Genomic DNA, 25,656 nt, shown 5'->3' on the forward strand with positions numbered 1-25,656 from the left:
AAAATGACAGGAAGATTAGATGAAGATTTAAAAGATGTAACATTACTAGGGAATCAAAATACAAAATATTTATTTGAATATAGCCCAGAAATATTAGAGGTATTTGATAATAATCATCCAAACCGTGATTATTTTGTAAAATTCAATTGTCCTGAATTTACAAGTTTATGCCCGAAAACAGGACAACCAGATTTTGCAACAATTTATATTAGCTATATTCCAGAGCAAAAAATGGTAGAGAGTAAATCTTTAAAGTTGTATTTATTTAGTTTCCGCAATCATGGTGATTTCCATGAAGATTGCATGAACGTTATTATGAACGATTTAATTAAATTAATGGATCCACGTTATATTGAGGTATGGGGGAAATTCACACCACGTGGTGGTATTTCAATTGATCCATACTGCAACTACGGGCGCCCAGGGACGAAGTATGAACAAATGGCTGATTACCGCATGATGAACCACGATCTATATCCGGAAACAATTGATAATCGTTAATAGAAAGAAAGGGCCTGTATAGTATACAGGCCCTTTCTTTCTATTATATTATGCATTTTGATTAATGACAGTATAGTTTTTATGACTTACAACTGTAAGAGGTTCCATATCTAGTTCTCTAAAATTCTTCATAATTGTTATATCAACAATAACAGAGTTTTGATTTACTTTTTGAACACGGCCTTGCATTCCACCTTTAAATTCGATGATATCTCCAGTTTCTGCGATCTGCATAAGCAACTCTCCTTGTTACAGTTTTCCCAAAAAAAGAATAAATTTGGGTTTTTTTATTTCCTCCTATTTTGAACCATATTTCCTACTTTGTAAATGTTTCCAAAGTAAAAATTCGAAAAATATTCACTTTTTGTAAGAAAATATGTAGAAAATCCATGTTTTTTGAAAAAAATAGCAAAAATGCGAGAATCTTTATATCGAGGTATAATGAAAAAGTAGAATAACCTGCTGAAGTGGGAGAAATTAGAGGCGGTAAAATGATGTTTGAATTTGTGGGGAGTGTTATAGCTTTAATTTTATTTTTATTTTCTTATATGCATTTAAAAAAGATTCGTCAATATGATACGAGTACATATTTTGATGGGATGGATGGTATCCATGCTTCGATAACACATGATAATGGTGGGGAGATGTAAAGGTATATAACTTTATTTTCTTGCGTGGTATGATGTTTAGAACTAGTGCATAATAGAGTTCATAAGTGATGAATGGAGAGTGAAAAGAATGAAGATTTCTTTTATTCGTCATGGTCGCTTAGATTGTACTATAGAACCAATGACGGTTACATCCTTTCATGAATGGATAAAAGGATATGACTTACATACTATAACAGAAAAACAACCTATACCATTGGAAACAAGAGAAGCGGTTGAAGTAGCGAAATTGATTGTAACGAGTGATCAAAAGTGTGCTGTACAGTCAGCAGCTGAATTAATGGATTCTTTATGTTTTATACAAAATTCTCTTTTTAGGGAAGTGGCAGTTCCGGCGAGCTTTTATGCGCCAAAATGGTTGAAGTGTAAACTTAACGTATGGATGTGTATTGGACGAGCATTATGGATACTTGGTTACCATAAAAATGTTGAATCTTATAAGGAAGTAAGAGAGAGGGCAAGGCAAGCAGCTTACGTATTACATCGTTATGCTCTCGTACATGGAAGTATTGCTCTTGTAGGTCATAATTATTTTAATTCGATGATTGGAACGGAGCTGAGGGCAATGGGATGGTCTGGTTCGCCTATTTTGCATAGAAAGCCATGGGGATGTACAACATATACGTTTCACGAGGCGATGGATGGAAATATATTAAATACGAATTTAACATAAAAGCACACGATTTATATAAATCGTGTGCTTTCTTTTTAAGATACAGAAATTTTGACGTTTAATGGTTTTACGAGATGAGCATAAGGTTCGCCTACTAGCATAACAATTTCATCTTTTTTATAACCTAACTTTTCGTATAGTGAATAGGCGCGTGTGTTTTCTAAATTAACAAGTAAAGCGATTTTTTCATGCCCTTTTTCAGTTGCATAGATTTCGGCAGCTTCAATTAATTTAGAACCGATACCTTTTCCGCCGTGTGCACTTGAAACTGATAGTGTATCAATGTAATACTCATCAAGCTCAGCTTCTTTTTCTAACGTAATTGATTCATCTTTATGTAATTCTCTTAAGTGATGTACAATTGGTGCGTCAAGCTGTGTTGCTTCACTACCGTGATAAGCGACAATAACTCCAACTGCACTCTCGTCTTGTTCATAGACAAAACAGTTTTCGTAGCTCAGACGGTTATTTTCTTTTGAGAACCATGTCTCAAGTCCTAGTAATACTTCTGCTTCATCTGTGCTACCTGTGATTTTTTCAGCAATTTCATGCAGAGCATTATACAATAAAGGAGCTATTGCCATTGCATCTGTCTTTTTTGCTTTCCGAATCATAGTATCCCTCCTAGTTCTATTTGTATATTGTAGCATAGTGGTATGGAACTTTGCATAATTGAATGCCGAAATGTTTGATATAGAGAAGTAGCTATGTTAGTATATGATATTTAGTGGACATATAGTAAAACGATATTGTTTGCGAAATAACGAAAATAAAATCATGGCATAACAACGAGATAAAGTGAAACGTTAATCAGTAAGATTTTTTGTTCATTCCACGACTGATTAGTAGTCAACACCAATCGCACTACCTGCAAATAGCGGGATAAATTTACAGTTGTTGACCTATAGAATATACGATAAAATAAAATATTGCAGAGAGGTGAAATACATGGATAAAGAATTAGCAAATACAATTTTAGATCAGCTAAAAAATGGTGAAATAAAGGAGTATGTTGTTACGAAAGATGTATTTTATACGTTCAGAGAAGTTGTTGTAAATAGAGAAGACTTTAAGCATTTCATTGGTAACGCACAGCGAGGCGGGCAAGTGATTTATACATATTCAGAAACGCCACGTTCATAAAGGGGAATTTTGATCAGCAGGGCATCTCTCACTGATTAGTAGCCTTTCACCAATCGGACGTTTAATGCGGGATAAATAAAAGATAAAGGAGAGGGGAATTATGGGCGATTTTAAACAAGGCATTTTACCACATTGGGATTATATGTGGAAAGATAGAGCCGGCAATCGATTTATGGGAATGGTTATGTATCCAGAGAAACGAAAATGTTCAGCAAAAATGCTTCAGAAAATAAAAAGAGCATATGAAGAAGCAGTAGAAATTAAAGTAACTGTACAAGTTCGACATACATATCAGTACGTAGAAGGAATGATTGTATACTTTGATGAAGAGGCTCCGGTATGTACAATGATTGATAAAGATGAAAATCCGCATCATATATTTGTAAAAGATATTTTGCGCATTGAGCACTCTGAATAAACTTTTCATAAATAAATTGAAGTTCCATAATAATAATCTTTTTCTATAATAGTTATCTTTTAGTATGTAACGAGAAACGAAAGTATATGTATAATATATTTAATAAGGTAAATTTGATAAATGTAATCGTTTTTTAGAGCAGATTATAGTTTCATATCTGTTCTTTTTTGCGTGATGCTGGAGAAATATATTTCTTCAGCATCTACCGTTTTATGACAAAATATATTGTTAACTTTTTTAAAAATAAGGTTAAATTCGTTGACAACTTTTTTGAAAAGCACTTTATTGACATGAGTTTTAGAATGTTGTTTCATAGTCATTGTATTGAAAAAAAACGGCTATCATGTCGAAAAGTAAAAGTTAAAAAAAGAAAGAATTTATACATATATCTTGTGTCTTATTTTGAAACGTAATACAATATATAGAGAAATCAAGAACAACATATAGAGAATATAGATTTGAGAGGGAGGGTCGGAAATGTTAGTTGCATATGATTCTATGACAGGAAACGTGAAGCGTTTCATTCACAAATTAAATATGCCGGCCGTTCAAATTGATGAAGATCTAGTAATAGATGAAGACTTTATTCTTATTACGTATACAACAGGTTTTGGCAATGTACCAGAACGTGTTTTAGACTTTTTAGAGCGCAATAATGAAAAATTAAAAGGCGTATCTGCAAGCGGCAATCGTAACTGGGGAGACATGTTCGGTGCAAGTGCTGACAAGATTTCTACTAAATATGAAGTGCCTATTGTATCAAAATTTGAGTTATCTGGAACAAATAACGATGTAGAATATTTTAAGGAAAGGGTGCGGGAGATTGCGACACATTGAACTGAATAATGAAATCACGCAAATGCAGGACGGTTTTTATCAGCTTCATAAAGATAAAGAGGCATTAGAAGTCTTTATGGAAGAAGCTAGAGAGAATACCGTTCCTTTTAATAGCGTGGCAGAGCGAATGGAGTATATGAAAGAACATGATTACTATTACAACGTTCTGGACGAGTATAGCTTGGAGGAAGTAGAGGAAGTATATAACATCGCTTATGGTGAAAACTTCGAGTTCCAATCTTATATGGCAGCATCTAAGTTCTACAAAGATTATGCGTTAAAAACGAATGATCAAAAACAATACTTAGAAAGCTATGAAGATCGTGTAGCAATTGTTTCATTATACTTAGGACGCGGTGATGTTTCGAAGGCAAGACAATTCGCAAGCATGATTGTAAAACAAAACTACCAACCAGCGACACCAACCTTTTTAAATGCGGGAAGAAGCAGAAGAGGAGAAATGGTGTCTTGTTTCTTGTTAGAGATGGACGATAGCTTAAATTCGATCGGCTTTAACATTAATACTGCGATGCAATTATCGAAAATCGGCGGGGGAGTAGCTTTAAACTTATCTAAGCTACGCGCACGCGGTGAGCAAATTAAAGGTATCGACAACGCTGCAAGTGGCGTAGTACCTGTTATGAAATTGCTTGAAGATTCGTTTTCATATGCGAATCAGCTTGGCCAACGAAAAGGTGCCGGTGCAGTATATTTAAACATTTTCCATTGGGATATTATTGAATTCCTTGATACAAAAAAAATAAATGCCGATGAGAAGAGCCGTATTCAGTCTCTATCAATCGGAATTATCGTTCCAAGTAAGTTCTTTGAGCTTGCTGAGAAAAACGAACCTTTCCATGTTTTCGCGCCTTATACGGTTTATAAAGAATATGGCAAGCATTTAGATGATATTGACATTGATGAAATGTACGATGAATTAATGAGCAATCCGAAAGTGAAGAAGAAGCCACTAGATATTAGTGCACGTGATATGCTTATTAAAATCGCTATGATTCAGCTTGAGTCTGGTTACCCATACTTAATGTTTAAATCAAATGCAAATAATCAACATCCATTGAAGGCTATTGGAACTGTGAAGATGTCGAACTTATGTACAGAAATCTTCCAGCTTCAAGAAACTTCAGAAATAAATGATTACGGTACAGATGACATTATCCGTCGTGATATTAACTGTAACTTAGGATCGTTAAATATCGTAAACGTAATGGAAAATAAAGAAATTCGTGAAGCAGTTCATGCGGGAATGGAAGCTTTAACAGCTGTTTCTGATATGACGATTATTCCGAATGCACCAACTGTGAAAAAAGCAAATGACGAGCTTCATTCAGTTGGACTTGGAGCAATGAACTTACACGGATATTTAGCAAAAAATAAAATCGCTTATGAAAGTTCAGAAGCGAAAGAATTCGCTCGTACATTCTTTATGATGTTAAATTACTACTCTATTGAGAAAAGTATGGAAATCGCTACAGAAAAAGGCGAGACATTTAAGGACTTCGATAAATCTGATTATGCGAATGGCACATACTTCGAAAAGTATGAAACGACAGATTACAGCCCAGTAACTGAAAAAGTTCAGCAACTATTTGAAGGAATTCATATTCCAACAAAAGAAGATTGGACAAGTTTAAAAGAGCAAGTGCAGAAGAATGGTTTATACAACTCATATCGTCTTGCCATTGCTCCAACACAATCAATCAGTTACGTTCAAAATGCAACTTCAAGCGTAATGCCGATCGTAAGTCAAATCGAATCAAGAACATATGCGAATGCGACAACATATTATCCAATGCCGTATTTATCAAAAGATACGTTCTGGTACTATAAATCTTCTTACGATATGAATCAGTTTAAATTAATTGATTTAATCGCAGAAATTCAAGAACATATTGACCAAGGAATTAGTACAATTCTTTACGTTAATAGTGATATTTCAACACGTGAATTAGCACGTTACTACATCTATGCACATAAAAAAGGCTTAAAGAGTCTGTATTATACGAGAACACGTAAATTAAGCGTGGAAGAGTGTGTGGCTTGTACCGTTTAATATAAAAAGTGAGACATGATGAGCAGGGTTTTCTGAACCCTGCTCATGCTTAGTTATCATATTTAGAGAAGGGGCGATTTAATGCGTGCGGTAAACTGGAACAAAAAAGAAGATGATTTTAGTTTAATGTTTTGGAAGCAAAACATCGCTCAGTTTTGGACAGAAGAAGAAATTGCGGTTTCGTCTGACAAAAATACTTGGGTGCAATTATCGAAAGAAGAGCAAATTGCTTATAAGCGTGTATTAGGTGGTTTAACACTTTTAGATACGAAACAAGGTGGCGAAGGAATGCCACTTGTACTGGTTCATCTTGAAAATTTACAAGCGAAAAGTGTATTAGCTTTCATGGGAGCTATGGAAGAAGTACATGCGAAAAGTTATAGTCACATTTTCACAACATTAGCTACAGAAGAAGAGATTGATGATATTTTTGACTGGGTAGACAATCATCCGTTACTTGAGAAAAAAGCTGGTATTATTACTAGTTACTATCGTCGTTTATTAAAGCCTGAAGTAACAAAAAAAGAGTTATACATGGCAATGGTAGCAAGTGTGTTCTTAGAAAGTTACTTATTCTATAGCGGATTCTTCTATCCACTTTACTTAGCTGGTCAAGGAAAACTAACAGCAAGTGGTGAGATTATCAACTTGATAATTCGTGATGAGTCAATTCACGGCGTATTCGTCGGTATTTTAGCACAACAAATCTTCGCAGAACTTTCTGCAGAAGAGCAACAAGAAGTGCAAAAAGAAACACAAGATTTATTAATGGAACTATATGAAATTGAAATGGCCTATACAGAAGAAATTTACACTTCTATCGGTCTTGTAGAAGATGTAAATCGTTTCGTTCGTTACAATGCGAATAAAGGGCTTATGAACTTAGGACTTGAGCCGAAGTTTGAAGAAGAAGAAATTAACCCAATCGTTTTAAATGGTTTACGTACAGATACGAAAAACCATGATTTCTTCTCTGTAAAAGGAAATGGTTACGTAAAAGCAACGAACGTTGAAAAGTTAGCTGACGATGACTTCGTGTTTAACTTTTAATATAGGATTATAAAGAAAAACTGTCTTATTCATTGATAAGACAGTTTTTCTTTATAATTTTGTTTACATAACACTATTATTTTTGTATAGCGATTTATATTTGGGAAGTTCTATTCGTTTAACGGATAGAACTTTTTTGTAATTAAATGGGTATTTACAAACCTTTTGTATCGGTGTATTATTTAACTAGTACACCGATACAAAAGGAGGGAAGAAATGAAAATAGAGTTTTCTCCAAATACACCAATTTACATTCAGGTAATGGAATACATAAAAAAAGAGATCGTAACAGGACATTTATTGCCTGGTGATAAAATTCCCTCTGTCCGTGAATTAGCGAGTGAATTACAAGTGAATCCAAATACGATTCAGCGTACATTTCAAGAGCTAGAACGGGATGGAGTTGTTGTCACACGTAGAGGAATGGGACGGTATGTAACGAATGAAGGGGAGAAAATTATGGAGCTGCGAAAAGAGATGGCGAAAGAATTACTTCATTCTTTTATAGATGGAATGGACAATTTAGGTTTTTCAGAAGAAGAAATTCTTACAATTCTTCGTTCTTCATTACATGATAAGAGGGAGGAGAGCCAATGACAGAGCTATTGAAAATAGAAAACTTATGGAAGAGATACGGATTAAAAGCAGTGATCCGTGAATTAAACATAGAGATTACGGAAGGGAAAATCGTTGGGCTTGTTGGAGATAACGGGAGCGGGAAAACGACGTTATTGAAAATGATTGCAGGCTTGCAACACCCTTCTGAAGGTAGTATTACAATAGACGGTAAAAAGGTAGGGTTACAGACGAAAGAAATTGTTTCATTTATGTCCGATAAGCCAATCTTTGATGATTGGATGACTGTAAAAAACGCTTTATTTTTCTATCGAGATTTTTATAAAGACTTCGATATTCAAAAAGCGGTAGATACGATTGCAGAATTTAAAATACCGTTAGAAGAAAAAATTACAGCATTGTCAAAAGGTATGGTTGAGAAGTTGCAGATTATTTTAACGTTTTCTCGAAAAGCGAAGCTATATGTACTGGATGAGCCATTGGGCGGGATTGATCCTCTTTCTAGAGAACATGTATTGGATCTAATTCTACAGTTCTATAGGGAAGATTGTACGATATTAATTTCCACTCACTTAATAAATGAAATTGAAAATATTTTTGATGAAGTGATCTTTTTAAAAGATGGAGAAATGGTTCTATATGAAAATGTAGAAGAAATTCGTTTTCAGAGAGGAAAAGCAGTTCATGAATTGTTTAAGGAGGTGTTTAGTAAGTGAAGTCAGTACTTTCCTATTTATGGAATGTAAATAAGAAAAGATATATTGTTACTTTTTTATTCTTTGTGCTAATTGAAGCTGTGTTATTTTCACAAATGATTGTAAGAAAAAGTGATGCGGCTATCAGTAGACAAGAGGGTATATTTGGAATCATTATGATTATATTTTTCTTTTATATTGTTTATATGTTTATACAAACAATGAAATCATATTCACGCTTACTAACTAATCCAATGTTACGACTTACAGCAATATCTGGGAAACAATATGTAATTTCTATGCTTATTTTCTCATTTATCGCAATGGCTATATGGTATGGGATATGTGGAATTCTTTTCTACGTAAGTTATGTATTAGCTTTTCCTACGACTTCTGTATATGTAGAAGCAAAAGAGATTATGCAAGTAGGCATAATCAATAATTTAATATATACGATAAGCGATGTATTTGAGTTTTTGTTTAGTGTTTTACAAATCATATTGGTAATTACTCTAGTAAAGTTACTTACGAAAAAGAAAAAGGCGCAAAATATACTAATCGTTATTATTTTTCTAGTAATAAATATCGCGATTACTTTAGCGACAACCTTGCTAGGAAAATTAGCTCCAGCTTTCCAAGTATTGCGAAGAGTAGAATATCATAGTGAAAGCAAGAGTCTGTTTATTAATATGTTTCAAGAAAATGGATTTAACATTTTTAATATAAGTTTCATGGTAATGGTTAGTGCTCTAATAATATATGTAATTGCTTATATTATCGATAAAAAACTAGAAGTCTAAAGGAGGAATCAGCATTGGGAAACGTAGTAGTAAAGTTAGAGAATGTTCGAAAAAAGATTGGTGGAACGGAAATTATTCGTGGTTTATCATTTGAGGTTCGTGAAGGAGAAGTATACGGATTCCTTGGACCGAACGGTAGCGGTAAGACGACGACGATCCGTATGATGACAGGTCTTATTTCAATGACAGAGGGCGATATTACAATTTGTGGACATAGTATTCGCTCGGAGCGTGAAAAGGCACTAGAGCAAATTGGAGCGATTGTAGAAAATCCTGAACTATATGATTATATGACAGGAATGCAAAACTTAAAGCATTTTGCGAACATGGCCATTACACCAATTAGTAAAGAGCGCATTGCTGAGATTGTAAAGCTTGTTGAGTTAGAGCATGCGATTCATAAAAAGGTGAAAACATATTCACTTGGTATGAAACAACGTTTAGGAATTGCACAGGCATTACTGCATCAGCCGAAAATCTTAATTTTAGATGAACCGACAAATGGATTAGATCCAGCTGGTATTCGCCAAATTCGTGATTATTTACAACGTTTAGCGAAAGAAGAGAATATTGCTGTAATCGTATCAAGTCACTTATTGAGTGAAATTGAATTAATGTGTGATCGCGTCGTTATTATTAAACAAGGTGAGTTTGTACAAGAGTACAACTTACATGAAAAAGTGAAACATGATGAGGCAGTCGTTGTAGCGTTTGAAGTAGATGAAGTTCAGAAAGCAAATGAAATCATTAAAGGTAAAGCAAAAGGGAATGTAATTGTAGCATCTGTAACAAAAGACGACATTCCGCAACTTGTAAAAAAACTTGTTCATGCTGATGTGCTTGTATACGGAGTTACTGTTCAAAATAAAACGTTAGAGGATGAGTTCTTAGCGATTACTGGGGGAGTGAAGGCGTAATGTTTAAATTAATTCAAAATGAATTTTTAAAGTTGCATGCGAAAAAAGGTATGTATATTTTAATTGGTGTCATTGCGGCACTCGAAATTTTAGGTACTTTAGCAATGTTGAAGTGGGGAAAAGGTGATGAGTTTAAGGGATCATATTTAGATTATGCAAACTCAGAGATTGGCTTAATTGTTTTATTTGCAACGATTTTTGGGATTACACTTGCTGCCCGTACTCTTACTGATGAGTTTCAAAAAGGTACAATTAAACAATTGTTAATCCGTCCAAGAAAAAGACTTGCAGTTTTATTTTCTAAATATATTACAGTGTTATTAGCAATGTTATTTATCGTATTAGCTGGTATGCTAATTGCAATGATTATTGGCGGTATTGTAATGGATGGTAGTAAAACAGAATTAACATTAGGAATCGTTATGAAGTCCACTTTATATCAACTACTTTCACCGTTCTTTTTTGCAACACTTGCATTTTTCCTAGCAAATGTCTTTAGAAAATCTGTATTACCATTAATTATTACGATGTTCCTATTCTTCTTACAAGGTGCAATTAATATGGTATTAATAATGTTTGCAAAAGGCGTAGCGAAGTTTGTAGTATTCAACCATTTGGATTTAAGAGCTTACGATAGTAATAAATTAATCAATGGTGGAATGGAGCCAACATTTACAGAATTTACGTTTACAACTTCATTATTACTTGTAGTTGCATACTTTGTTGTGTTACTTGTAGCATCAAGTACATTATTCCAAAAACGTGACGTATTATAATAAAAGAAATCCCCGCTTGTAAAAACGGGGATTTTTATTACATAAAATTCACTTAGATTGCAACTTGAAGAACAGCGATATGGTATTTTAAGAGATATGCTGTTTAAAAAAATGAGAAAAATAGGAAGGATTTCAACTATATTCATATTATAATTTAGTTATCCTGCTATTTATAGGGAAAGGATTGCCTATAAAGTACTAATTAAAGTTTTATTTTTACTATCTTTGGGGGTGTTCTATATGCACTATGCATTTTCACGTATAAGGCTACGTAGCTTTTTTGGATGGATGATTATAGGGGTGTTCCTTATAATGATCCCATTAGGTCTAGCAAATGTTTCTGAGAATACGATGGAGGTTATTTCACAAATAACTGTATTTTTTGTATTTCCGTTACTTTGGCTATACGTAAAAACACATAAAAATAATGTTGTATTTAACAGTTTTTTTGATAAGCCAGGACGTTTATCTTGGGGATTAATTGTATTAGCAACGATAATGGGGATGATTTTTTCAGTTGGCATATCTCAGATTCAATTTTACATATTAGCACATACGTTACCGAATTTCTTAGTTACTATGCTAGAAGACGGAAATGTTATTAATACGAGTAACGTATATATGACGATATTTACTTTCATTTCAGCATGTGTGTTAGCACCTATTATGGAAGAAGTTATTTTTAGGGGGTTTTTCTTACAGCGAATGGCTTATAAATGGGGAATTAAAAAAGCTGTAATTATATCTTCAATTATTTTTGGCTTAGGACATTTTGATGTTATTGGTGCGTTCATGTTTGGTGTCGTTATGTGTCTTTTATACATAAAGACAAAAAATATATGGACGAATATAGCTGTGCACGCTCTAAATAATTTGATTGCAACAAGTATGCAATTTTTCGGTGGAGAAGAAAGTGGTACAATCTCAATTACTGAATTACAAGCGCAAAGTAATTTATGGATTGGTATCGGTCTTACATTTGTTGGATTACTTTGGTTAATTCCTTATGTTTGGAAACAATGGCGTACAGTAAAAGAAGTTGGCGTGCCACCAGTACGTTTTATAAATGAGCAAAAAGTAGTGAGTTCATCACAAGAAAATGAAGTGTATAGTCAAGTGATCGTAACCGATAGATTGATGGCCATAGAGTTACCAGATGAGGCTGTAAATAAGCTTCGGTTAGAAGAAAATGATTATGTAACAGTATCTGTAGAAGAAGATAAAATCGTTATAAAGAAAGCACATAATAGATAATTAGAAAGTAGCTCCTAAGGAGCTACTTTTTAATTTGTAATAATTTCTACACGGAAATTATTACCGTTCTTTACATATTTAATATCTGTAACAATGCGGACCGTCTTTAAAATCTCCACTTTTTCACCAATTCGCGGGATTGTTGGGACATTGTCCCAAATACCAAGCAAGTCATCTAATTGTGCCGTTTTTTCATAAAACCAGATTTTCAATGTAAAGCCCCTTTCTCGAACTTTATGTATTTTAATACATAATATATTATTTTTATTCTTATTGTAAGGGGTTTTTTTATATTTTTTGAATAAAAATAAATTAATCTTCTGGGAAGATATGTTCAATATCAGGAGTAAGAGATACTTCTGATAATACGATATGAGAAACGGTCGTTGCATATGAAGAAACATCATTGATAAATTCTTCAAGTTCAACGAGTGAAGGAACAGAAATTTTTACAATGTAGCATAAGCTTCCTGTTACTCGGTAACAAAAACTTGCAGATGGATAAGACTGAATAAATTGTTGCATACGTGTTGTATCACCATTTTTTAAAGTGATTTCTAAAATACAATCTAAAACGAGTCCTGCCTTTTTATAATCAATATCGATTGTGTATTTTTGAATAACACCTTCGCTTTCGAGCTTACGAACACGTTCTGAAGTAGACGGAGCAGATAAGTTTACTCGTTTCGCCAATTCACGCATCGAAAGGCGACTATCATTATATAATTCATTTAAAATTTTTCGATCAACACGGTCTAATTGCATTTGTAAATATACCTCCAGTAAAATAATGATTTTTGTAAAGGAAAAATATAAATTAAGATTCATATGAAATGTAAAGTGAACGTTATTTATTTTACAATAAAACAGAAGGAAATAGGAGGGGAAATGATGGAGAGAATTTCATTATCAAATGTAGGAGATACAAAGTTTCAAAAGTTATTAGGGCATAATTCGGATATATTACATTCGTGGAGTACGTTAGAAGATACACTGTACAATACAGGAACTCTTTCAGCAGAGCTGAAGGAGCAAGTGAGAAGAACATTAGCGTATGGGAATGAATGTCCGTACTGTATGGCAAAGGGAAGACCTGATGATGTGCAAAAGGCAGAGGAGATTGGTGTAGCTGTTACTTTTGCGCATACATTTGTTCATGACCGAAAAGCAATAGATGATACTATGTTTCACGTATTAAAACAATATTGGACAGAAAAAGAAATTGTAGAGCTTTGCGCCTATGTTTGCTTTATTACTGCGTCACAACAACTTGGTTTTCTATTTCAATTACAGCCAAATTAAGGGGGAAATGATGACAAATCAAATAGCACTTATCATAATCGATGTACAAAAGGCATTTCAATTACCAGATTGGGGCGAGAGAAATAATATTTTTGCTGAAGAAAACATGAGAATTTTGTTAGAAGAATGGAGAAAAAGGGAACGACCAGTTTTTCATATTCAACATGTAAATAAAGAAAATGCCCAGTCAATGTTTTATGAGAGAGCGGAAACGGTAAACTTTAAGGAAGAAGTGCAACCACTACTTGGTGAAGTGGTTATTCAGAAATTCGTTAACAGCGCGTTCATTGGGACAAATTTAGAAGAGCAATTAAGAAAGAACAAATGTAATGCAGTAGTGGTTGTAGGATTAACGACAAATCATTGCGTGGAAACTACGACACGAATGGCAGGGAATTTAGGATTTACAACATATTTAGTGAGTGATGCAACGGCTACGTTTAACCGTAAAGGTTTAGATGGTAAGGAGTATAGTGCAGAGGATATTCACAATATGACACTTGTAAATTTACATGAAGAGTTTGCTACGATTGTGACGACAAAAGAAGTATTAAAATTATTTTAAGAAAATAATTGCGAATTATGTAGAAAAAAATAAGAATATTTCGTATAATCTAAGTACAATCATTTTGAAAATAGGGGTGGCATCATATGGAGCAAATTTCAGTAAAGAAATTAGAAGAGGTACTTGTTGTAGCAGGGGATGATAAACAGAAGCAAAAGGAATTTTATGAATTGCTCTTATCTACTGAGTTTTATGTTGCTGGTTCACTAGAAGCAGAGGACGGGGCAACAGAAGGAATACTTCGTTTGCGTCATTTCCAAGGAGAAGGTAGATGGATCGTTCCGTTCTTTACACAAATGGAATTTGTAAAAGATGTGTTGCCAGAAGGAACGCCCCTTATTACGATACGTGGGAAAGAGTTATTTGGTAGCATTGAGAAAGATGCTACAGCTGTATTAAATGTTGGCACTGATATAAGTAAAACATTTATTCCAGAAGAAATTGCAGATATCGCATCTGGACGAATTTTTAATTATTATAAGTAAAAGGAAAAGCGTAATCGCTTTTCCTTTTTAATTTGAATATGGAGTGGCTATACCAGAAGAAATAGAGACTGTTTTATTATTCGTGTTTATTGTTGCTGTAGCTCCAAGTGGAATACCGATGTTTGGACTTATATGTCCAATTGGTAAATCGAATAGGGCAGGTATATGATATGGCGCGAAATATTCATATAATATTGTTTGCAATGATTGAGAGGGCTTTGAAGGAGTGCAGTCGTGACAACTTGTGAAAATAATGCCCCTGCATTCATTAAACTTTCCAGATAAAAGTAGCTGATTTAACATACGGTCAATGCGGTACGGTTCTTCACCAATGTCTTCAAGTAATAAAAGTGTATTGTTCGTAATTATCTCGTAGGGCGAGCCAATTATACTTGTTAACACAGCTAAATTTCCTCCAACTAACGTACCTGTAACTGTACTGTGAGAGCTAGGTACGATACATTCTGATGCAGATAAAATGGTTGAATACGGATGGAATAGCTGATTAAAAGAGGATAAAGATAGGGAATCAATGCCTTTTCCTAGTTCTTCAATCATCGGACCATGAAATGTTATAAGCTTTGCATAACGTGAAACAGCAGTATGTAAAGCTGTAATATCGCTATATCCCCAAAAGATTTTTGGATTTTGCCTAATAACTTCATATTGAATGTGAGGAAGAAGACGAGCACTTCCATAACCACCTCGTGCACAAAAAATTGCCTTCACTTCATTATTTGTAAATGCTTCATGTATATCGTCAAGCCGAACTTGATCACTTCCGGCTAAAAATCCATATTTCTCGTAAACACTCTTCCCGATTATTACGGATAACCCCATCTCTTGTAATACATTCACACCTTTTAATACATTTTCGATTGTAGGTGGACCAGATGGTGCAATAATCATTACTGTATCACCTTGTTTTAATGCATTTGGATAAATCATTAAGCTCAGCCTCCTTCTCTTTCAATATATTCGCTTCATATGAAGTTCAACCCTTGCAAAAGCAGGGGAAAGCTTATCAAATAAAGAAGATATAAAGGAAATAGGAGGGAAAATGATGTTTACAAGTCGAGTAACAGACATATTAAAAATTGAGTATCCCGTTGTTCAAGCCGGTATGGCAGGCGCGATTACGACGCCAGAACTTGTTGCAGCAGTAAGTAATAGTGGAGGATTAGGGACGCTTGGAGCGGGCTATATGAGCCCAGAACAAATTCGTGAAGCAATTTATAGAATAAGAGAACTAACAGATAAGCCTTTCGGTGTTAATTTACTTGTAACGAAAGAGATAGAAATAGAAGAAGAGAAGGTAAATGAGGCGAAAGTATTACTAAGCGGAGTGAATAGAGAATTAGGTATAGAAGTAGAAGGAACGTTAAAGCTTCCAAAAAGCTATAAGGAACAATTACAAGTGCTATTAGATGAAAAAGTACCGGTCGTTAGCTTTGCATTTCAAACGTTAGAAAAAGAAGAAATAAATGATTTAAAAAGAAGTGGAATAAAAGTTATCGGAACAGCTACCCATGTGAAGGAAGCGAAAGTACTTGCTGAGCTAGGAGTAGATATTATTATTGGGCAAGGTAGCGAAGCAGGAGGGCATAGAGGAACGTTTATTGGGAAAGAACGAGATGCTATGATTGGTACGTTTGCGTTAATACCTCAGTTAGTAGGGGCTGTTCCGCATATCCCAATTGTCGCAGCAGGTGGTGTAATGAACGGACAAGGGCTTGTTGCGGCATTGGCACTAGGAGCAGAAGGTGTTCAAATGGGATCAGCCTTTTTAACAAGTGAAGAGAGTATTACGCACGATGTGTATAAAGAAGCGGTTTTACATAGTACAGATACGAGCACAACTGTAACTCGTGCGTTTTCCGGGAAATATGCACGCGGTATTCGGAATGAATTTATAGAGAGACATGAAGGAAAAGAAGAAGGGCTTCCGGTATATCCAGTGCAAAACGTATTAACTTCTAAAATACGCCAAGAGGCAGCGAAGCAAAATAAGGAAGAATATATGTCACTTTGGGCAGGGCAGGCAGCATCATTGGCACGAATCGAATCAGCTCAGCATGTAGTGGAGCGAGTTATGAAAGAAGCGGCGAATGCAATCGAGCAATTACAAAATATATACAAAAAGACCACTTGAGTAATTCAAGCGGTCTTTTCGTTAGTTTGCTTTATAAAATTGTTGGATGGCTTCGTCGATGTAAACCCAGCCTTTCCAACCTAAGTGCATATGATCTTTTAAGAAGTATTTATCGTATTCATGATTTGAGAAGTCGGCAATTGGATAACCAGCTTTTTCAATTTGCTCATGAACTTTCTTATAGTATGCTTCGCGGCGTTCTTTCGGGAAGCCAGCGTAGTCGTACCAAGGACCTTTGACAGGAACAGAAATGAAGAGTGGTTTTGCACCAGATTGTTTTAATAAATCAAGTACAATTTGTAAATCTTCATATTCTGGCGATTGGTCATAAGCATCATTTTTTAAGTAACCTTCACGTTGCTTTAATTTTTTCTTAATTTTGCTATTGAAGTAACCATCTTCGATACCATATTCATTAGATCCAGATTCTGCTGCACCTGTTTGATCCGCATGTTTACGAGCCTCTTCCCAGTTCATTTGTTTTAATGAAGGATCGAGCTTCTCTTTATGCGGTTTAATATTAAACATAGCTGTAAATAAATCTTTACGATCTAAAATGTTACGGTAAATATAAGCGAAAGGTTTAGCAGCAAGTGCTTTTACTTTATACTTCGTATCATCATAAGCGATACCTTCAAGCGAAATTTTTAATAAAGTTTCTTTTTTTACAATCTCAAAGTTTAATAAACGCTTTGCAATTTGTTTTTTCATTTCAGGTTTTAAATCATTGTTGAAAATGAAGTGGTAACCTTGTTGTTTTGAAAAGTTAGGTGCAAAGTGCGTTTCGTCAATACCTTGTGGTACAAACCATTGCGGAGAAAGAACGAATACCATTTTCTTATCTTTCAATTGATCCATTGTAGATGCGAAGTTTAATACATGTACAAGGTCTTGTGTTCCGCCGCGTCCAAGAAGGAATGGCGTAAATCCTTCAGGCTTTACTTTAAAATAATTAGATGGATGGAAAGCATCCATACGTGCGAATTCCGATGAACCGTACATCGGAAGATATTTTGGATCTGCTAACATCTTTTGCTGTAAAATCATACTTTGAATTTTTTCTTCTTTTAAAGAAGTAGCAGCTTGTTCTACTTTTTCATCACTTAAAAGTGGAAGTAGGAAGCGCGTTGGAATAAGTAAGAATACAGCAAAAAGGGCCAATGCTAAAAGCATCGGACCAAATTTTGCTTTGTTCATCGGATTTCTTCCAACTTTTTAATAACCATGTTTGGTGTAGCCCACTCGTCACGGTCAAAATCAGAAATAGAAACTTCAATATCTAAACGCTCTTGGAATTCAACTAATAAAGATACTACAGCGAAAGAATCAAGGATACCTTCTTCAAATAATTGAACATCTAAGTTTTCTTTCACAATATCGTTTTCACATACTTCTTCTAAAATATCTAATACTTGCTCTTTGAATTCTGCCATTTTTAAAATCTCCTTTATATCCGAAATTATTATATGTGCAACTTCTTAATGGAATAAGAAGGGTGCATTAAAAGTATCTGTTAAGGTGTCCAGAGAAGATTAGGAAACCGAAACATACAACGTGGAACGTAATTACAATCGCAAGGATGTGTGTAAATTTATTGTTTGGCCAAAACTTATGCTTCTTGTTTTTTCGTTCAAAAATATCGAATAAAATAAACAGTGCGGCATGGTATAGACCATAAATAACATACTGCGCAACAGCGCTTCCTTGGATGTGCCAAATTCCCATAATGAAGAAGTTTAAAAATGCCCCGATATACGAAATAGTGTAACGGTTCTTAATTAACTTTTTCTTCGTTGCAAAAAAGACGAAACGCATGTAAATAAAATCACGGAACCAGAATGATAAACTCATGTGCCAGCGGTTCCAGAAGTCTTTAATATTACGACTAAGGAATGGCTTATTGAAGTTTTCTGGCGTTTTAATTCCCATCATGTAACTTACACCAATTACAAAAGAGCTATAACCAGCAAAATCAAAGAATAGATATAAGCTATAGCTATACATGTAAATCATATTTGAAAATATTGTATCGTGTTGAGCGAATGCTGGATCCATACAATATTGCTTTATTAAGTAAGCAATAATAAATTTATACAAGAAACCTTGGAAAATACGATTTAGTCCTGTATATAGTAAATTTTGATATTCTTCAGCGCTAGGTGGCTTTTGAATATCTTTTTGGAATCTTCGGTAACGATCGATAGGTCCTGTTGAAATCGCAGGGAAGAATAAAACGAATTCCCAGAAGTTAAAGAAAGAAAGCTCTTTAATTAAACCATCACGAACTTCAAATACCATTTGAACTGCTCTGAATGTTACGTAAGATATACCTAGGAAAACAACAAGTTTTAACTCAGGTAAAAACGATGCAAACGGCGCGATTTTTGCCAAAATAAGAGGCAAAATCGATAAAATAACAGCTATGCAAAATGTGAATGTACTATTATTTTGTTTTCTTAAAATTAAATAGCCTTTAATAAGGACATATTGCCAAATAATAAATGCAGCTAGCATCATTGCTTGCTTTGGTTTATCTGAGAAGATAATAGCAATCATGACTAATGTTAAAATGGCATTATATTTGCGCAACATTTTACCTTTTAATCCAGCTATGATAGTAGGTATTAATAAAATGCCCACTATAGCGAAAAAATAAAATGATCCATATGCGGTCATGCTGTAACCTCACTCAATAATTTTTTGCGATCTACCTTTCCATTTGGTGTCATTGGAATAGAAGATTGATACATGAATTTACGTGGAATCATGTAGTTTGGTAATCGCTCATTGAGTTCTTTTTTGATTGCAGATGTTAATTTGAATTCTTTTTCAAATGAATGTTCTCCAGGAACAACAACCGCTAATAAATAATCGTATTTCTCACCTTTTTTAATTGGAACGATAACTGCTCCTTCTACGTAAGAACACGCACGAAGGTGATGCTCAATTTCTTCTAATTCCATTCGATAACCATGCAGCTTAATTTGGAAATCAAGACGACCATTATAGAATAGAAGACCATTTTCAACATAGCCAGCATCGCCTGTTTTATAGGCGCGCTCACCGTCAATCATAGTAAATGCTTTTTCTGTTAATTCAGGGCTTCCTAAATATCCAACGCTTACGCTTGGACCGACAATTATGATTTCACCTTTTTCACCATCAGGTGCGATTGTGCCATCTTCTTTCATAATAAGAAGGCGACAGTCTGATTTACAATAGCCAACTGGAAGTGATTTGTATTGATCAAGCACTTCTTCTGTAACGTGAATACCTGTTACAGCGACAGTAGCTTCTGTTGGACCATACGTATTCATAATTGTTGCTTTCGGGAAACGCTCAATTAATTTTCTAGCCACTTCATTGGGTAACACTTCGCCGCAGAATAAGAATGTTTTCATGTTCGGTAGCATACTCTCAGAGAAAGATGCTTCCATTAAACACATTTCAGCGAAAGAAGGTGTGGAAGTCCATACTTGAATATCCGATTGCTCTAAAGAAGCAAACAAGTCTTTTGGACGCGCAATCATATCTTTATCGATTGCCCAAAGTGTACCACCTGTTACTAACGATGGGTAAATATCCATTACAGATAAATCAAATGAGAAAGGTGCTTGGTTTAAGAATACTTGCCCTGTTTGTAAGTTGAAATCTTCTACAGCCCATTTTGTAAAGCTAACAAGGCAGTTATAAGTAATCTGAACCCCTTTCGGATTACCTGTGCTTCCTGATGTGTAAATAATGTAGAAGTTCTCATCACCTTTTACCGCATGTTCAGGATTTGGAGTGTTCCCTTTATGAGTAAAGAAAATATCTTTTAAGTTGTCTTCACTTACGATGTGAACTGGTAAATCAGTTACAGTTACTGCTGTTGCCGATAAAAGTAATTTCGCACCAGAATTTTCAGCAATACGTTGTACACGATCAGCTGGGATAGATAAATCTACAGGAATGTAAGCATGTCCAGCTTTTACACATCCTAAAAAGTTAATAATCATTTCAGGTTGCATATGGCCATACACCATAATTGGTGAACGATCGTCTGGATACTCAGAAGAAATCCAATGTGCCAACGCATCAGAATCTTCCTTTAATTGTTTGTACGTAATTTTCGCATCTCGCCAAACAAAAGCGGTTTGATCAGGCGTTTCTGCAGCCCACTTTTCAATTTGTTCTAATAACTTCATAACGTTCCCACCCTAGAATTCATTGTAAATAAATGTACTTGTGTTTGTATCATGGAATCCATACAACCAAAGTAATGCAAATAAAATTGCAAGATAATAAACCGTCTTTGCAACCCATTGTGTGAGTGGTCGAGACCATATCTCTTTTAATCTTTCCATGTCTTTCCCTCTCTTAATGAAATAATAGCTCTTTGTAGGTATCATGTCCTACATTATTGTGAAAAAAACAAAATCCCACATTTTAGGTAAAAATAAGTCAAAAGGCTCTTTTTTGATATTAGCACTAAATACTAAAAAAGAAAATCCCTAACTTAGCAATTATATTACATTCAGCATGAATTTGTAATGGGTTTGACATGTAAATAGAAAGTGGATTGTGTGAATACATAAAAGTGGACTATAAGAATACGTAAAAATACAGTGTTTGTTTTTATTAATCATTTAAGACGGAGTAAACTTTTAAATTTCTAGTTCTTTTGAAAAGGAGGAAATTATCATGAATAGAGTGTGGAAGAATCTAATTTCGGAAGAAAATATCGTGAAATGGAGAAGGCATTTCCATAAGTATCCGGAATTATCATTTCATGAAAAAGAAACTTCGCAATTTATATATGATACATTATGCTCATTTTCTTCTTTTGAAGTAACGAGACCGACGAAGTATAGTGTACTAGCAATTAAAAGAGGTGTGAAGCAAGGGAAAGTAATTGCGATTCGAGCTGATATAGACGCTTTGCCAATTCAAGAGGAGACAAGTAAATCTTATACATCTGTGAATAAAGGAATGATGCATGCATGTGGGCACGATGCTCACGCAGCTATTTTATTAAGCACAGCAGAGGTGTTATCAAATATAAAGGAAGATTTTGCAGGTGAGATTCGTCTATTCTTTCAGCACGCAGAAGAGGTGTATCCCGGTGGGGGACAAGAAATGGTTGAGGCAGGTGTAATGGACGGTGTTGATTATGTAATAGGTTTACATGTTATGTCTGGATTGGAGAGTGGAAAGATAGGAATTGCATATGGACCGATGATGGCAGCTCCAGACGTATTTACAGTTGAGATTCAAGGCAAAGGAGGACATGCGGCGCGACCAGAAGAAACGATAGATCCTATTGCTATCGGAGCACAGATTATTACAAATCTACAACATATCGTATCAAGAAATACAAGTGCTTTTATGCAAAGGGTTGTTTCAGTTACACAATTTCATGGGGGAACGGCTGACAATATTATTCCTAGTACAGCAACTTTAATGGGAACTGTTCGTTCATTTAATCAAGCATTGAGGGTGGAAGCAGAAGGGAAAATCGAGAAAATTGTGAAAGGAATTACAGAAGCACATGGAGGATCGTATACATATACGTATCGATATGGATATGATCCGGTTATTAATGATGAATATATTACGAAAATAGTAGAAGAAAGTGCACTACATTTGTTTGGGAATGAGCGTGTTGTGAAGCTTGAACCTTCTATGGGTGGAGAAGATTTTTCAGCATATTTAAGAAAAGCACCTGGTTGTTTCATTAAATTAGGAACAGGTAATGAAAATATATATACTTGTTATCCACATCATCATCCGAAATTTGACGTGGATGAATCAGCATTAATTTGTGGAGTGGAGCTATTTTTAGAGACGACTATAAGATTACTAAAATCATAGAAAAACAAAAAAAGGCAACTGCACTCTATTGCAGTTGCTTTTATTTCTTTCCGTCAGAGAGGGCTGAGAAAGAACTATGCTCATTCATAGTATATGAATAGCTAACGGACAAGCTTGTACATTTTAATCATTTTTTTAAAAATAGTTATTGACATTGATAATCAATGTCAATTAATCTAAATATAGTTGAAATTGATAATTATTATCAATAGGATGGATGCGACATGTTAATGAGAAAGAATTTTCACCTTCTGCGGAGGGGATTAAAAGATAAAAATAAAGATGTTGATCAGCATATGGAATGGCAAAGAAATGTAATTCGGTCTGAATATGTAGATGAGAAGAAGAGCATTCAAACAGAAAAAGAGATACAAAGTAAAGGGAGAGGTTCAGTTGAGTAAGTTAGTAATGATTTTTGCAAGTATGAGTGGAAATACAGAGGAAATGGCTGACCATATTGCCGGCGTAATTCGTGAAACAGAAAATGAAATTGAAGTTATTGATATTATGGATTCACCAGAAGCTTCTATATTAGAACAGTATGATGGAATTATTTTAGGTGCATACACTTGGGGAGATGGCGATCTTCCTGATGATTTCTTAGATTTTTATGATGCAATGGATTCTATTGATTTAACTGGGAAAAAAGCGGCAGTATTCGGATCATGTGATTCGGCTTATCCGAAATACGGAGTGGCAGTTGACATTTTAATAGAAAAGCTACAAGAGCGCGGGGCAGCAGTTGTGTTAGAAGGACTAAAAGTAGAATTAACGCCAGAAGATGAAGATGTAGAAAAATGTTTACAGTTTGGAGCTGAATTTGTAAAACACCTTTCTTAATGGCAGAAGGGAGATGAAGAGCAAGTGCATGAGAAAATCTCAATCAAAACGATGACAGATTATCATTTGTATGATTTTATGCGTTGTCCGCATAAATTTTATTTTCGTCACATAAAAAGAAGAGAACCTTCTTCATTTGAATGGCAACAAATAGCACAAATGATTGTCAATCAAATTATTAACGAGTATTACACGCTACCTGCGGGTCAACAAACGAAAATTGTACTTTTAATATTAATAGAAAAGTATTGGAAAAAAGTAAGGATTAATATGTTTGCTTCGAAGACGGAATACTATATTGTATTAGCGAAGCTAACGGATCACTTATTACAGTTCGTTGAAAAGGATGATAGTCAGACACCACCATTGTTTTTATACGAGAAGTTTCAAACATATATGGAAGAGTTAGGTGTCCACATGTCATTGACATTTGAAGTTGGTGAGTGGAGTGCTGAGTCGTTTGTAATTAAAAAGTATGTTGTCGATGCAGATGAGGAAATGCTTGCTCTTTGTCAGAAGCTAATGACAGTATTCAGTTATAAAGCTTTCGGAGTTCTTCCAGGAAAAATTGAAGTTATTAATTTAATAGAAGGAACTAAGTATGAGTACATTCCGAAACAGGAAGATATTATAACTGGAATGGCTGATTTATCTAGAATGAAAGAAATGTTAGAGCAACCTGAGCATTATACAGAGCGTCATTTTCGTTCTGAGTGTATAAGTTGTGCGTTTCGTAGTGAATGCCAAGGGGAAGAAGTAAAGACAGAAGCGAAACAGAAGAAAAATATAGTTCATTAAAGGATGCAACTTTGCATCCTTTTTTGTTATTGACATGAAAAGCTTTTCATCATTTACGGTATATTTGTAGCAGATTTTAATAAAGTGAAACTTTAATCAGTGGGGGTTTTGTCAATCACCCACTGATTATCAGCCCTCATTAATCGGGCTACCCACAAATAGCAGAATAAAGGGAGGAATAATCAATGAAAGATGAAACAAAAGTATTTCAATGGTTAAAAGAACAAAATGCTCCTTTTGAAATTCAACTGCAAATTTTACAGGCGTTTCAATTGTATAAAGTTATTGTTGAAATGGATAAAAAGTTAATGATGTATGAGGAGAGAGTATATAGGGAGAGAATGTAATCTCATCCCTGTAATATCGTTTTTAGCTGTTCTGTGCCTGTAATGAATTCGAGTTCATTCTCTGACTCAAAATTATAAATAATATTATGTAGTAAAGGACTGTATTGATAAAAGGTAGTAATACGATGAATGAGTAATGGATCATGATGAGAAATAAGTGTACTGTACTGTTCATATACAGATGTAGTAAACTCATGTCCGAAATCATAATATAGTCCTGCAAAATCAAAAGCAGGATCGCCAATTTGCGCATCACCAAAATCGATAACACCTGAAATGCTTTTGTTATGCTTGTTAAATAAAATGTGATGATGAGTAAAATCAGCGTGAATGATTGTGTTTTGAAAAGTGGATGTAGCTAAACATGTAAAGAAATTTTCAAATAAGCGATTTAAGGCTAGTTTCTGTAATGAAGTAAGGCTAGTAGTGAGATATTGGTTTAATTTTGTTTGTAGCTCTTTCCAGTAGGTACATGTTTTTTCAATAGGGAAACATAGCGTTGTAACTTGGTGTAAAGGAATACTATGTAGTACCGCAAGGAAAGTAGCTAATTGTGTAATAATTGCTTTCAGCTTTGGATCCTCCAGCGTGGCAACTGTTTCTGTTTTTAATGGTTCACCATGAATGAGAGTATAGTAACTACAAAGAGGAACCTCATCAGATTCATTTTTATAAATTAGGTGATATTGTGGAACTTCGATTTCTTGTAGTGATTGAGTGAGAATTGCGCATAGTTCTTTTTCTAACGGAATTCGCATCGCATATTCCTGTTTTCGCGGGAAACGAAACAGTAGCTCATCATTTACTATAACTGCTACATTATCCCATCCTTCTTCATTTTGTTTATATGAATGTATAGAAAGATTAGGCAAAGCTTCTTTTATATAATGTTTGTAAGAGTCCATAATTGTTCCTCGTTTCTGAGTTAAGTTATT

Annotated in this window: 34 protein-coding genes; 23 read left to right on the forward strand and 11 right to left on the reverse strand. The window is 34.5% G+C overall.

What is annotated here, in order from left to right:
• Positions 1 to 3 precede the first annotated feature (3 nt).
• Positions 4 to 501, forward strand: coding sequence for a preQ(1) synthase (gene queF, locus V7S45_RS06610; RefSeq protein ID WP_001986050.1), 498 nt, complete (start codon positions 4 to 6; stop codon positions 499 to 501).
• Between the two features lie 48 nt (positions 502 to 549).
• Here queF and V7S45_RS06615 read toward each other — a convergent pair whose 3' ends face one another.
• A complete protein-coding gene (locus V7S45_RS06615) occupies positions 550 to 735 on the reverse strand; it encodes a DUF2187 family protein (protein WP_001165082.1) in 186 nt (61 codons plus the stop codon).
• 260 nt (positions 736 to 995) lie between these two features.
• Here V7S45_RS06615 and V7S45_RS06620 point away from each other — a divergent pair, with 260 nt between their 5' ends.
• Both V7S45_RS06620 and V7S45_RS06625 read left to right on the forward strand, forming a co-directional pair.
• Positions 996 to 1,151: a hypothetical protein gene (locus tag V7S45_RS06620; RefSeq protein WP_000461431.1), complete on the forward strand. Its 156-nt coding sequence runs from the start codon at positions 996 to 998 to the stop codon at positions 1,149 to 1,151.
• Positions 1,152 to 1,239: 88 nt separating this feature from the next.
• Positions 1,240 to 1,842 carry a hypothetical protein gene (locus V7S45_RS06625; protein WP_000703102.1) on the forward strand — a complete coding sequence of 201 codons (603 nt, stop codon included), beginning with the start codon at positions 1,240 to 1,242 and terminating at the stop codon, positions 1,840 to 1,842.
• 35 nt (positions 1,843 to 1,877) lie between these two features.
• Here V7S45_RS06625 and V7S45_RS06630 read toward each other — a convergent pair whose 3' ends face one another.
• On the reverse strand, positions 1,878 to 2,456 hold the full coding sequence (locus tag V7S45_RS06630) for a GNAT family N-acetyltransferase (RefSeq protein ID WP_000619542.1): 579 nt from the start codon (positions 2,454 to 2,456) through the stop codon (positions 1,878 to 1,880).
• Between the two features lie 334 nt (positions 2,457 to 2,790).
• Between V7S45_RS06630 and V7S45_RS06635 the strand changes: the two genes are divergently transcribed.
• From V7S45_RS06635 to V7S45_RS06685, 11 genes are all read left to right on the forward strand, one after another.
• Positions 2,791 to 2,985: a hypothetical protein gene (locus tag V7S45_RS06635; protein ID WP_000356684.1), complete on the forward strand. Its 195-nt coding sequence runs from the start codon at positions 2,791 to 2,793 to the stop codon at positions 2,983 to 2,985.
• Between the two features lie 100 nt (positions 2,986 to 3,085).
• On the forward strand, positions 3,086 to 3,403 hold the full coding sequence (locus tag V7S45_RS06640) for a hypothetical protein (RefSeq protein WP_000502205.1): 318 nt from the start codon (positions 3,086 to 3,088) through the stop codon (positions 3,401 to 3,403).
• Between the two features lie 477 nt (positions 3,404 to 3,880).
• Entirely contained in the window at positions 3,881 to 4,240 is a 360-nt protein-coding gene (gene nrdI, locus V7S45_RS06645) for a class Ib ribonucleoside-diphosphate reductase assembly flavoprotein NrdI (protein WP_000959447.1), read from the forward strand.
• On the forward strand, positions 4,227 to 6,311 hold the full coding sequence (nrdE, locus tag V7S45_RS06650) for a class 1b ribonucleoside-diphosphate reductase subunit alpha (protein ID WP_001215837.1): 2,085 nt from the start codon (positions 4,227 to 4,229) through the stop codon (positions 6,309 to 6,311). Before nrdI ends, nrdE begins: the two co-directional genes overlap by 14 nt.
• An 81-nt stretch (positions 6,312 to 6,392) precedes the next feature.
• Positions 6,393 to 7,361: a class 1b ribonucleoside-diphosphate reductase subunit beta gene (gene nrdF / locus V7S45_RS06655; RefSeq protein ID WP_001203028.1), complete on the forward strand. Its 969-nt coding sequence runs from the start codon at positions 6,393 to 6,395 to the stop codon at positions 7,359 to 7,361.
• Positions 7,362 to 7,577: 216 nt separating this feature from the next.
• Complete coding sequence (locus tag V7S45_RS06660; protein ID WP_000687512.1) at positions 7,578 to 7,958, forward strand: GntR family transcriptional regulator; 381 nt, start codon at positions 7,578 to 7,580, stop codon at positions 7,956 to 7,958.
• Positions 7,955 to 8,653, forward strand: coding sequence for an ABC transporter ATP-binding protein (locus V7S45_RS06665; RefSeq protein WP_000137745.1), 699 nt, complete (start codon positions 7,955 to 7,957; stop codon positions 8,651 to 8,653). Before V7S45_RS06660 ends, V7S45_RS06665 begins: the two co-directional genes overlap by 4 nt.
• A complete protein-coding gene (locus V7S45_RS06670; RefSeq protein ID WP_025687771.1) occupies positions 8,650 to 9,432 on the forward strand; it encodes a hypothetical protein in 783 nt (260 codons plus the stop codon). Before V7S45_RS06665 ends, V7S45_RS06670 begins: the two co-directional genes overlap by 4 nt.
• Before the next feature lie 14 nt (positions 9,433 to 9,446).
• On the forward strand, positions 9,447 to 10,349 hold the full coding sequence (locus V7S45_RS06675) for an ABC transporter ATP-binding protein (protein ID WP_025687772.1): 903 nt from the start codon (positions 9,447 to 9,449) through the stop codon (positions 10,347 to 10,349).
• Entirely contained in the window at positions 10,349 to 11,125 is a 777-nt protein-coding gene (locus tag V7S45_RS06680; protein ID WP_025687773.1) for an ABC transporter permease, read from the forward strand. The genes V7S45_RS06675 and V7S45_RS06680 overlap by 1 nt, the downstream gene beginning before the upstream one ends.
• A 240-nt stretch (positions 11,126 to 11,365) precedes the next feature.
• The gene (locus tag V7S45_RS06685; protein WP_025687774.1) at positions 11,366 to 12,379 is read left to right on the forward strand and encodes a CPBP family intramembrane glutamic endopeptidase; all 1,014 of its coding nucleotides are present in this window, start codon (positions 11,366 to 11,368) and stop codon (positions 12,377 to 12,379) included.
• A 29-nt stretch (positions 12,380 to 12,408) separates the two neighbouring features.
• On the opposite strand, the gene V7S45_RS06690 is transcribed toward V7S45_RS06685, so the two are convergent.
• Positions 12,409 to 12,591: a DUF3913 family protein gene (locus V7S45_RS06690; protein WP_000707104.1), complete on the reverse strand. Its 183-nt coding sequence runs from the start codon at positions 12,589 to 12,591 to the stop codon at positions 12,409 to 12,411.
• A 100-nt stretch (positions 12,592 to 12,691) separates the two neighbouring features.
• Positions 12,692 to 13,144: an Lrp/AsnC family transcriptional regulator gene (locus tag V7S45_RS06695; RefSeq protein WP_001175505.1), complete on the reverse strand. Its 453-nt coding sequence runs from the start codon at positions 13,142 to 13,144 to the stop codon at positions 12,692 to 12,694.
• 126 nt (positions 13,145 to 13,270) lie between these two features.
• Here V7S45_RS06695 and V7S45_RS06700 point away from each other — a divergent pair, with 126 nt between their 5' ends.
• From V7S45_RS06700 to V7S45_RS06710, 3 genes are all read left to right on the forward strand, one after another.
• A complete protein-coding gene (locus V7S45_RS06700) occupies positions 13,271 to 13,681 on the forward strand; it encodes a carboxymuconolactone decarboxylase family protein (protein ID WP_000439759.1) in 411 nt (136 codons plus the stop codon).
• A gap of 10 nt (positions 13,682 to 13,691) precedes the next feature.
• Positions 13,692 to 14,246 carry a cysteine hydrolase family protein gene (locus V7S45_RS06705; RefSeq protein WP_000184430.1) on the forward strand — a complete coding sequence of 185 codons (555 nt, stop codon included), beginning with the start codon at positions 13,692 to 13,694 and terminating at the stop codon, positions 14,244 to 14,246.
• An 86-nt stretch (positions 14,247 to 14,332) separates the two neighbouring features.
• Positions 14,333 to 14,731: an SseB family protein gene (locus tag V7S45_RS06710; protein WP_000435265.1), complete on the forward strand. Its 399-nt coding sequence runs from the start codon at positions 14,333 to 14,335 to the stop codon at positions 14,729 to 14,731.
• Between the two features lie 27 nt (positions 14,732 to 14,758).
• Here V7S45_RS06710 and V7S45_RS06715 read toward each other — a convergent pair whose 3' ends face one another.
• Positions 14,759 to 15,679: an LD-carboxypeptidase gene (locus tag V7S45_RS06715; protein ID WP_025688931.1), complete on the reverse strand. Its 921-nt coding sequence runs from the start codon at positions 15,677 to 15,679 to the stop codon at positions 14,759 to 14,761.
• 115 nt (positions 15,680 to 15,794) lie between these two features.
• Here V7S45_RS06715 and V7S45_RS06720 point away from each other — a divergent pair, with 115 nt between their 5' ends.
• Entirely contained in the window at positions 15,795 to 16,883 is a 1,089-nt protein-coding gene (locus V7S45_RS06720) for a nitronate monooxygenase (protein ID WP_000495277.1), read from the forward strand.
• 21 nt (positions 16,884 to 16,904) lie between these two features.
• Here the strand turns inward: V7S45_RS06720 and dltD are convergent, their stop codons facing one another.
• The 5 genes from dltD to V7S45_RS06745 form a co-directional block, all read right to left on the reverse strand.
• Positions 16,905 to 18,080 carry a D-alanyl-lipoteichoic acid biosynthesis protein DltD gene (gene dltD, locus V7S45_RS06725; RefSeq protein ID WP_001030268.1) on the reverse strand — a complete coding sequence of 392 codons (1,176 nt, stop codon included), beginning with the start codon at positions 18,078 to 18,080 and terminating at the stop codon, positions 16,905 to 16,907.
• Positions 18,077 to 18,316: a D-alanine--poly(phosphoribitol) ligase subunit DltC gene (dltC, locus tag V7S45_RS06730; RefSeq protein WP_000807310.1), complete on the reverse strand. Its 240-nt coding sequence runs from the start codon at positions 18,314 to 18,316 to the stop codon at positions 18,077 to 18,079. The genes dltD and dltC overlap by 4 nt, the downstream gene beginning before the upstream one ends.
• Positions 18,317 to 18,383: 67 nt before the next feature.
• Entirely contained in the window at positions 18,384 to 19,559 is a 1,176-nt protein-coding gene (dltB, locus tag V7S45_RS06735; RefSeq protein WP_025688936.1) for a D-alanyl-lipoteichoic acid biosynthesis protein DltB, read from the reverse strand.
• Positions 19,556 to 21,070: a D-alanine--poly(phosphoribitol) ligase subunit DltA gene (gene dltA / locus V7S45_RS06740; protein WP_342761698.1), complete on the reverse strand. Its 1,515-nt coding sequence runs from the start codon at positions 21,068 to 21,070 to the stop codon at positions 19,556 to 19,558. Before dltA ends, dltB begins: the two co-directional genes overlap by 4 nt.
• A 12-nt stretch (positions 21,071 to 21,082) precedes the next feature.
• The gene (locus V7S45_RS06745) at positions 21,083 to 21,229 is read right to left on the reverse strand and encodes a teichoic acid D-Ala incorporation-associated protein DltX (protein WP_000440293.1); all 147 of its coding nucleotides are present in this window, start codon (positions 21,227 to 21,229) and stop codon (positions 21,083 to 21,085) included.
• A gap of 337 nt (positions 21,230 to 21,566) precedes the next feature.
• On the opposite strand from V7S45_RS06745, the gene amaA reads away from it, so the two are divergent.
• The 5 genes from amaA (at position 21,567) to V7S45_RS06770 (ending at position 24,721) form a co-directional block, all read left to right on the forward strand.
• Entirely contained in the window at positions 21,567 to 22,736 is a 1,170-nt protein-coding gene (gene amaA, locus V7S45_RS06750; protein ID WP_025688941.1) for an N-acyl-aliphatic-L-amino acid amidohydrolase, read from the forward strand.
• Between the two features lie 224 nt (positions 22,737 to 22,960).
• Positions 22,961 to 23,137: a hypothetical protein gene (locus V7S45_RS06755; protein WP_000929023.1), complete on the forward strand. Its 177-nt coding sequence runs from the start codon at positions 22,961 to 22,963 to the stop codon at positions 23,135 to 23,137.
• A complete protein-coding gene (locus tag V7S45_RS06760; protein WP_000041153.1) occupies positions 23,130 to 23,576 on the forward strand; it encodes a flavodoxin in 447 nt (148 codons plus the stop codon). The genes V7S45_RS06755 and V7S45_RS06760 overlap by 8 nt, the downstream gene beginning before the upstream one ends.
• A 24-nt stretch (positions 23,577 to 23,600) precedes the next feature.
• The gene (locus tag V7S45_RS06765; protein WP_000544574.1) at positions 23,601 to 24,374 is read left to right on the forward strand and encodes a hypothetical protein; all 774 of its coding nucleotides are present in this window, start codon (positions 23,601 to 23,603) and stop codon (positions 24,372 to 24,374) included.
• A 185-nt stretch (positions 24,375 to 24,559) separates the two neighbouring features.
• Positions 24,560 to 24,721, forward strand: a complete 162-nt coding sequence (locus V7S45_RS06770; protein WP_000651086.1) for a hypothetical protein — start codon at positions 24,560 to 24,562, stop codon at positions 24,719 to 24,721.
• A 2-nt stretch (positions 24,722 to 24,723) separates the two neighbouring features.
• Here V7S45_RS06770 and V7S45_RS06775 read toward each other — a convergent pair whose 3' ends face one another.
• Positions 24,724 to 25,626 (reverse strand): aminoglycoside phosphotransferase family protein, encoded by a 903-nt coding sequence (locus tag V7S45_RS06775; protein WP_025688946.1) that lies wholly within the window; start codon positions 25,624 to 25,626, stop codon positions 24,724 to 24,726.
• Between the last annotated feature and the right edge of the window lie 30 nt (positions 25,627 to 25,656).

The organism is Bacillus sp. BR3(2024) (genome assembly GCF_039134555.1).
GTDB classification, from domain to species: domain Bacteria; phylum Bacillota; class Bacilli; order Bacillales; family Bacillaceae_G; genus Bacillus_A; species Bacillus_A cereus.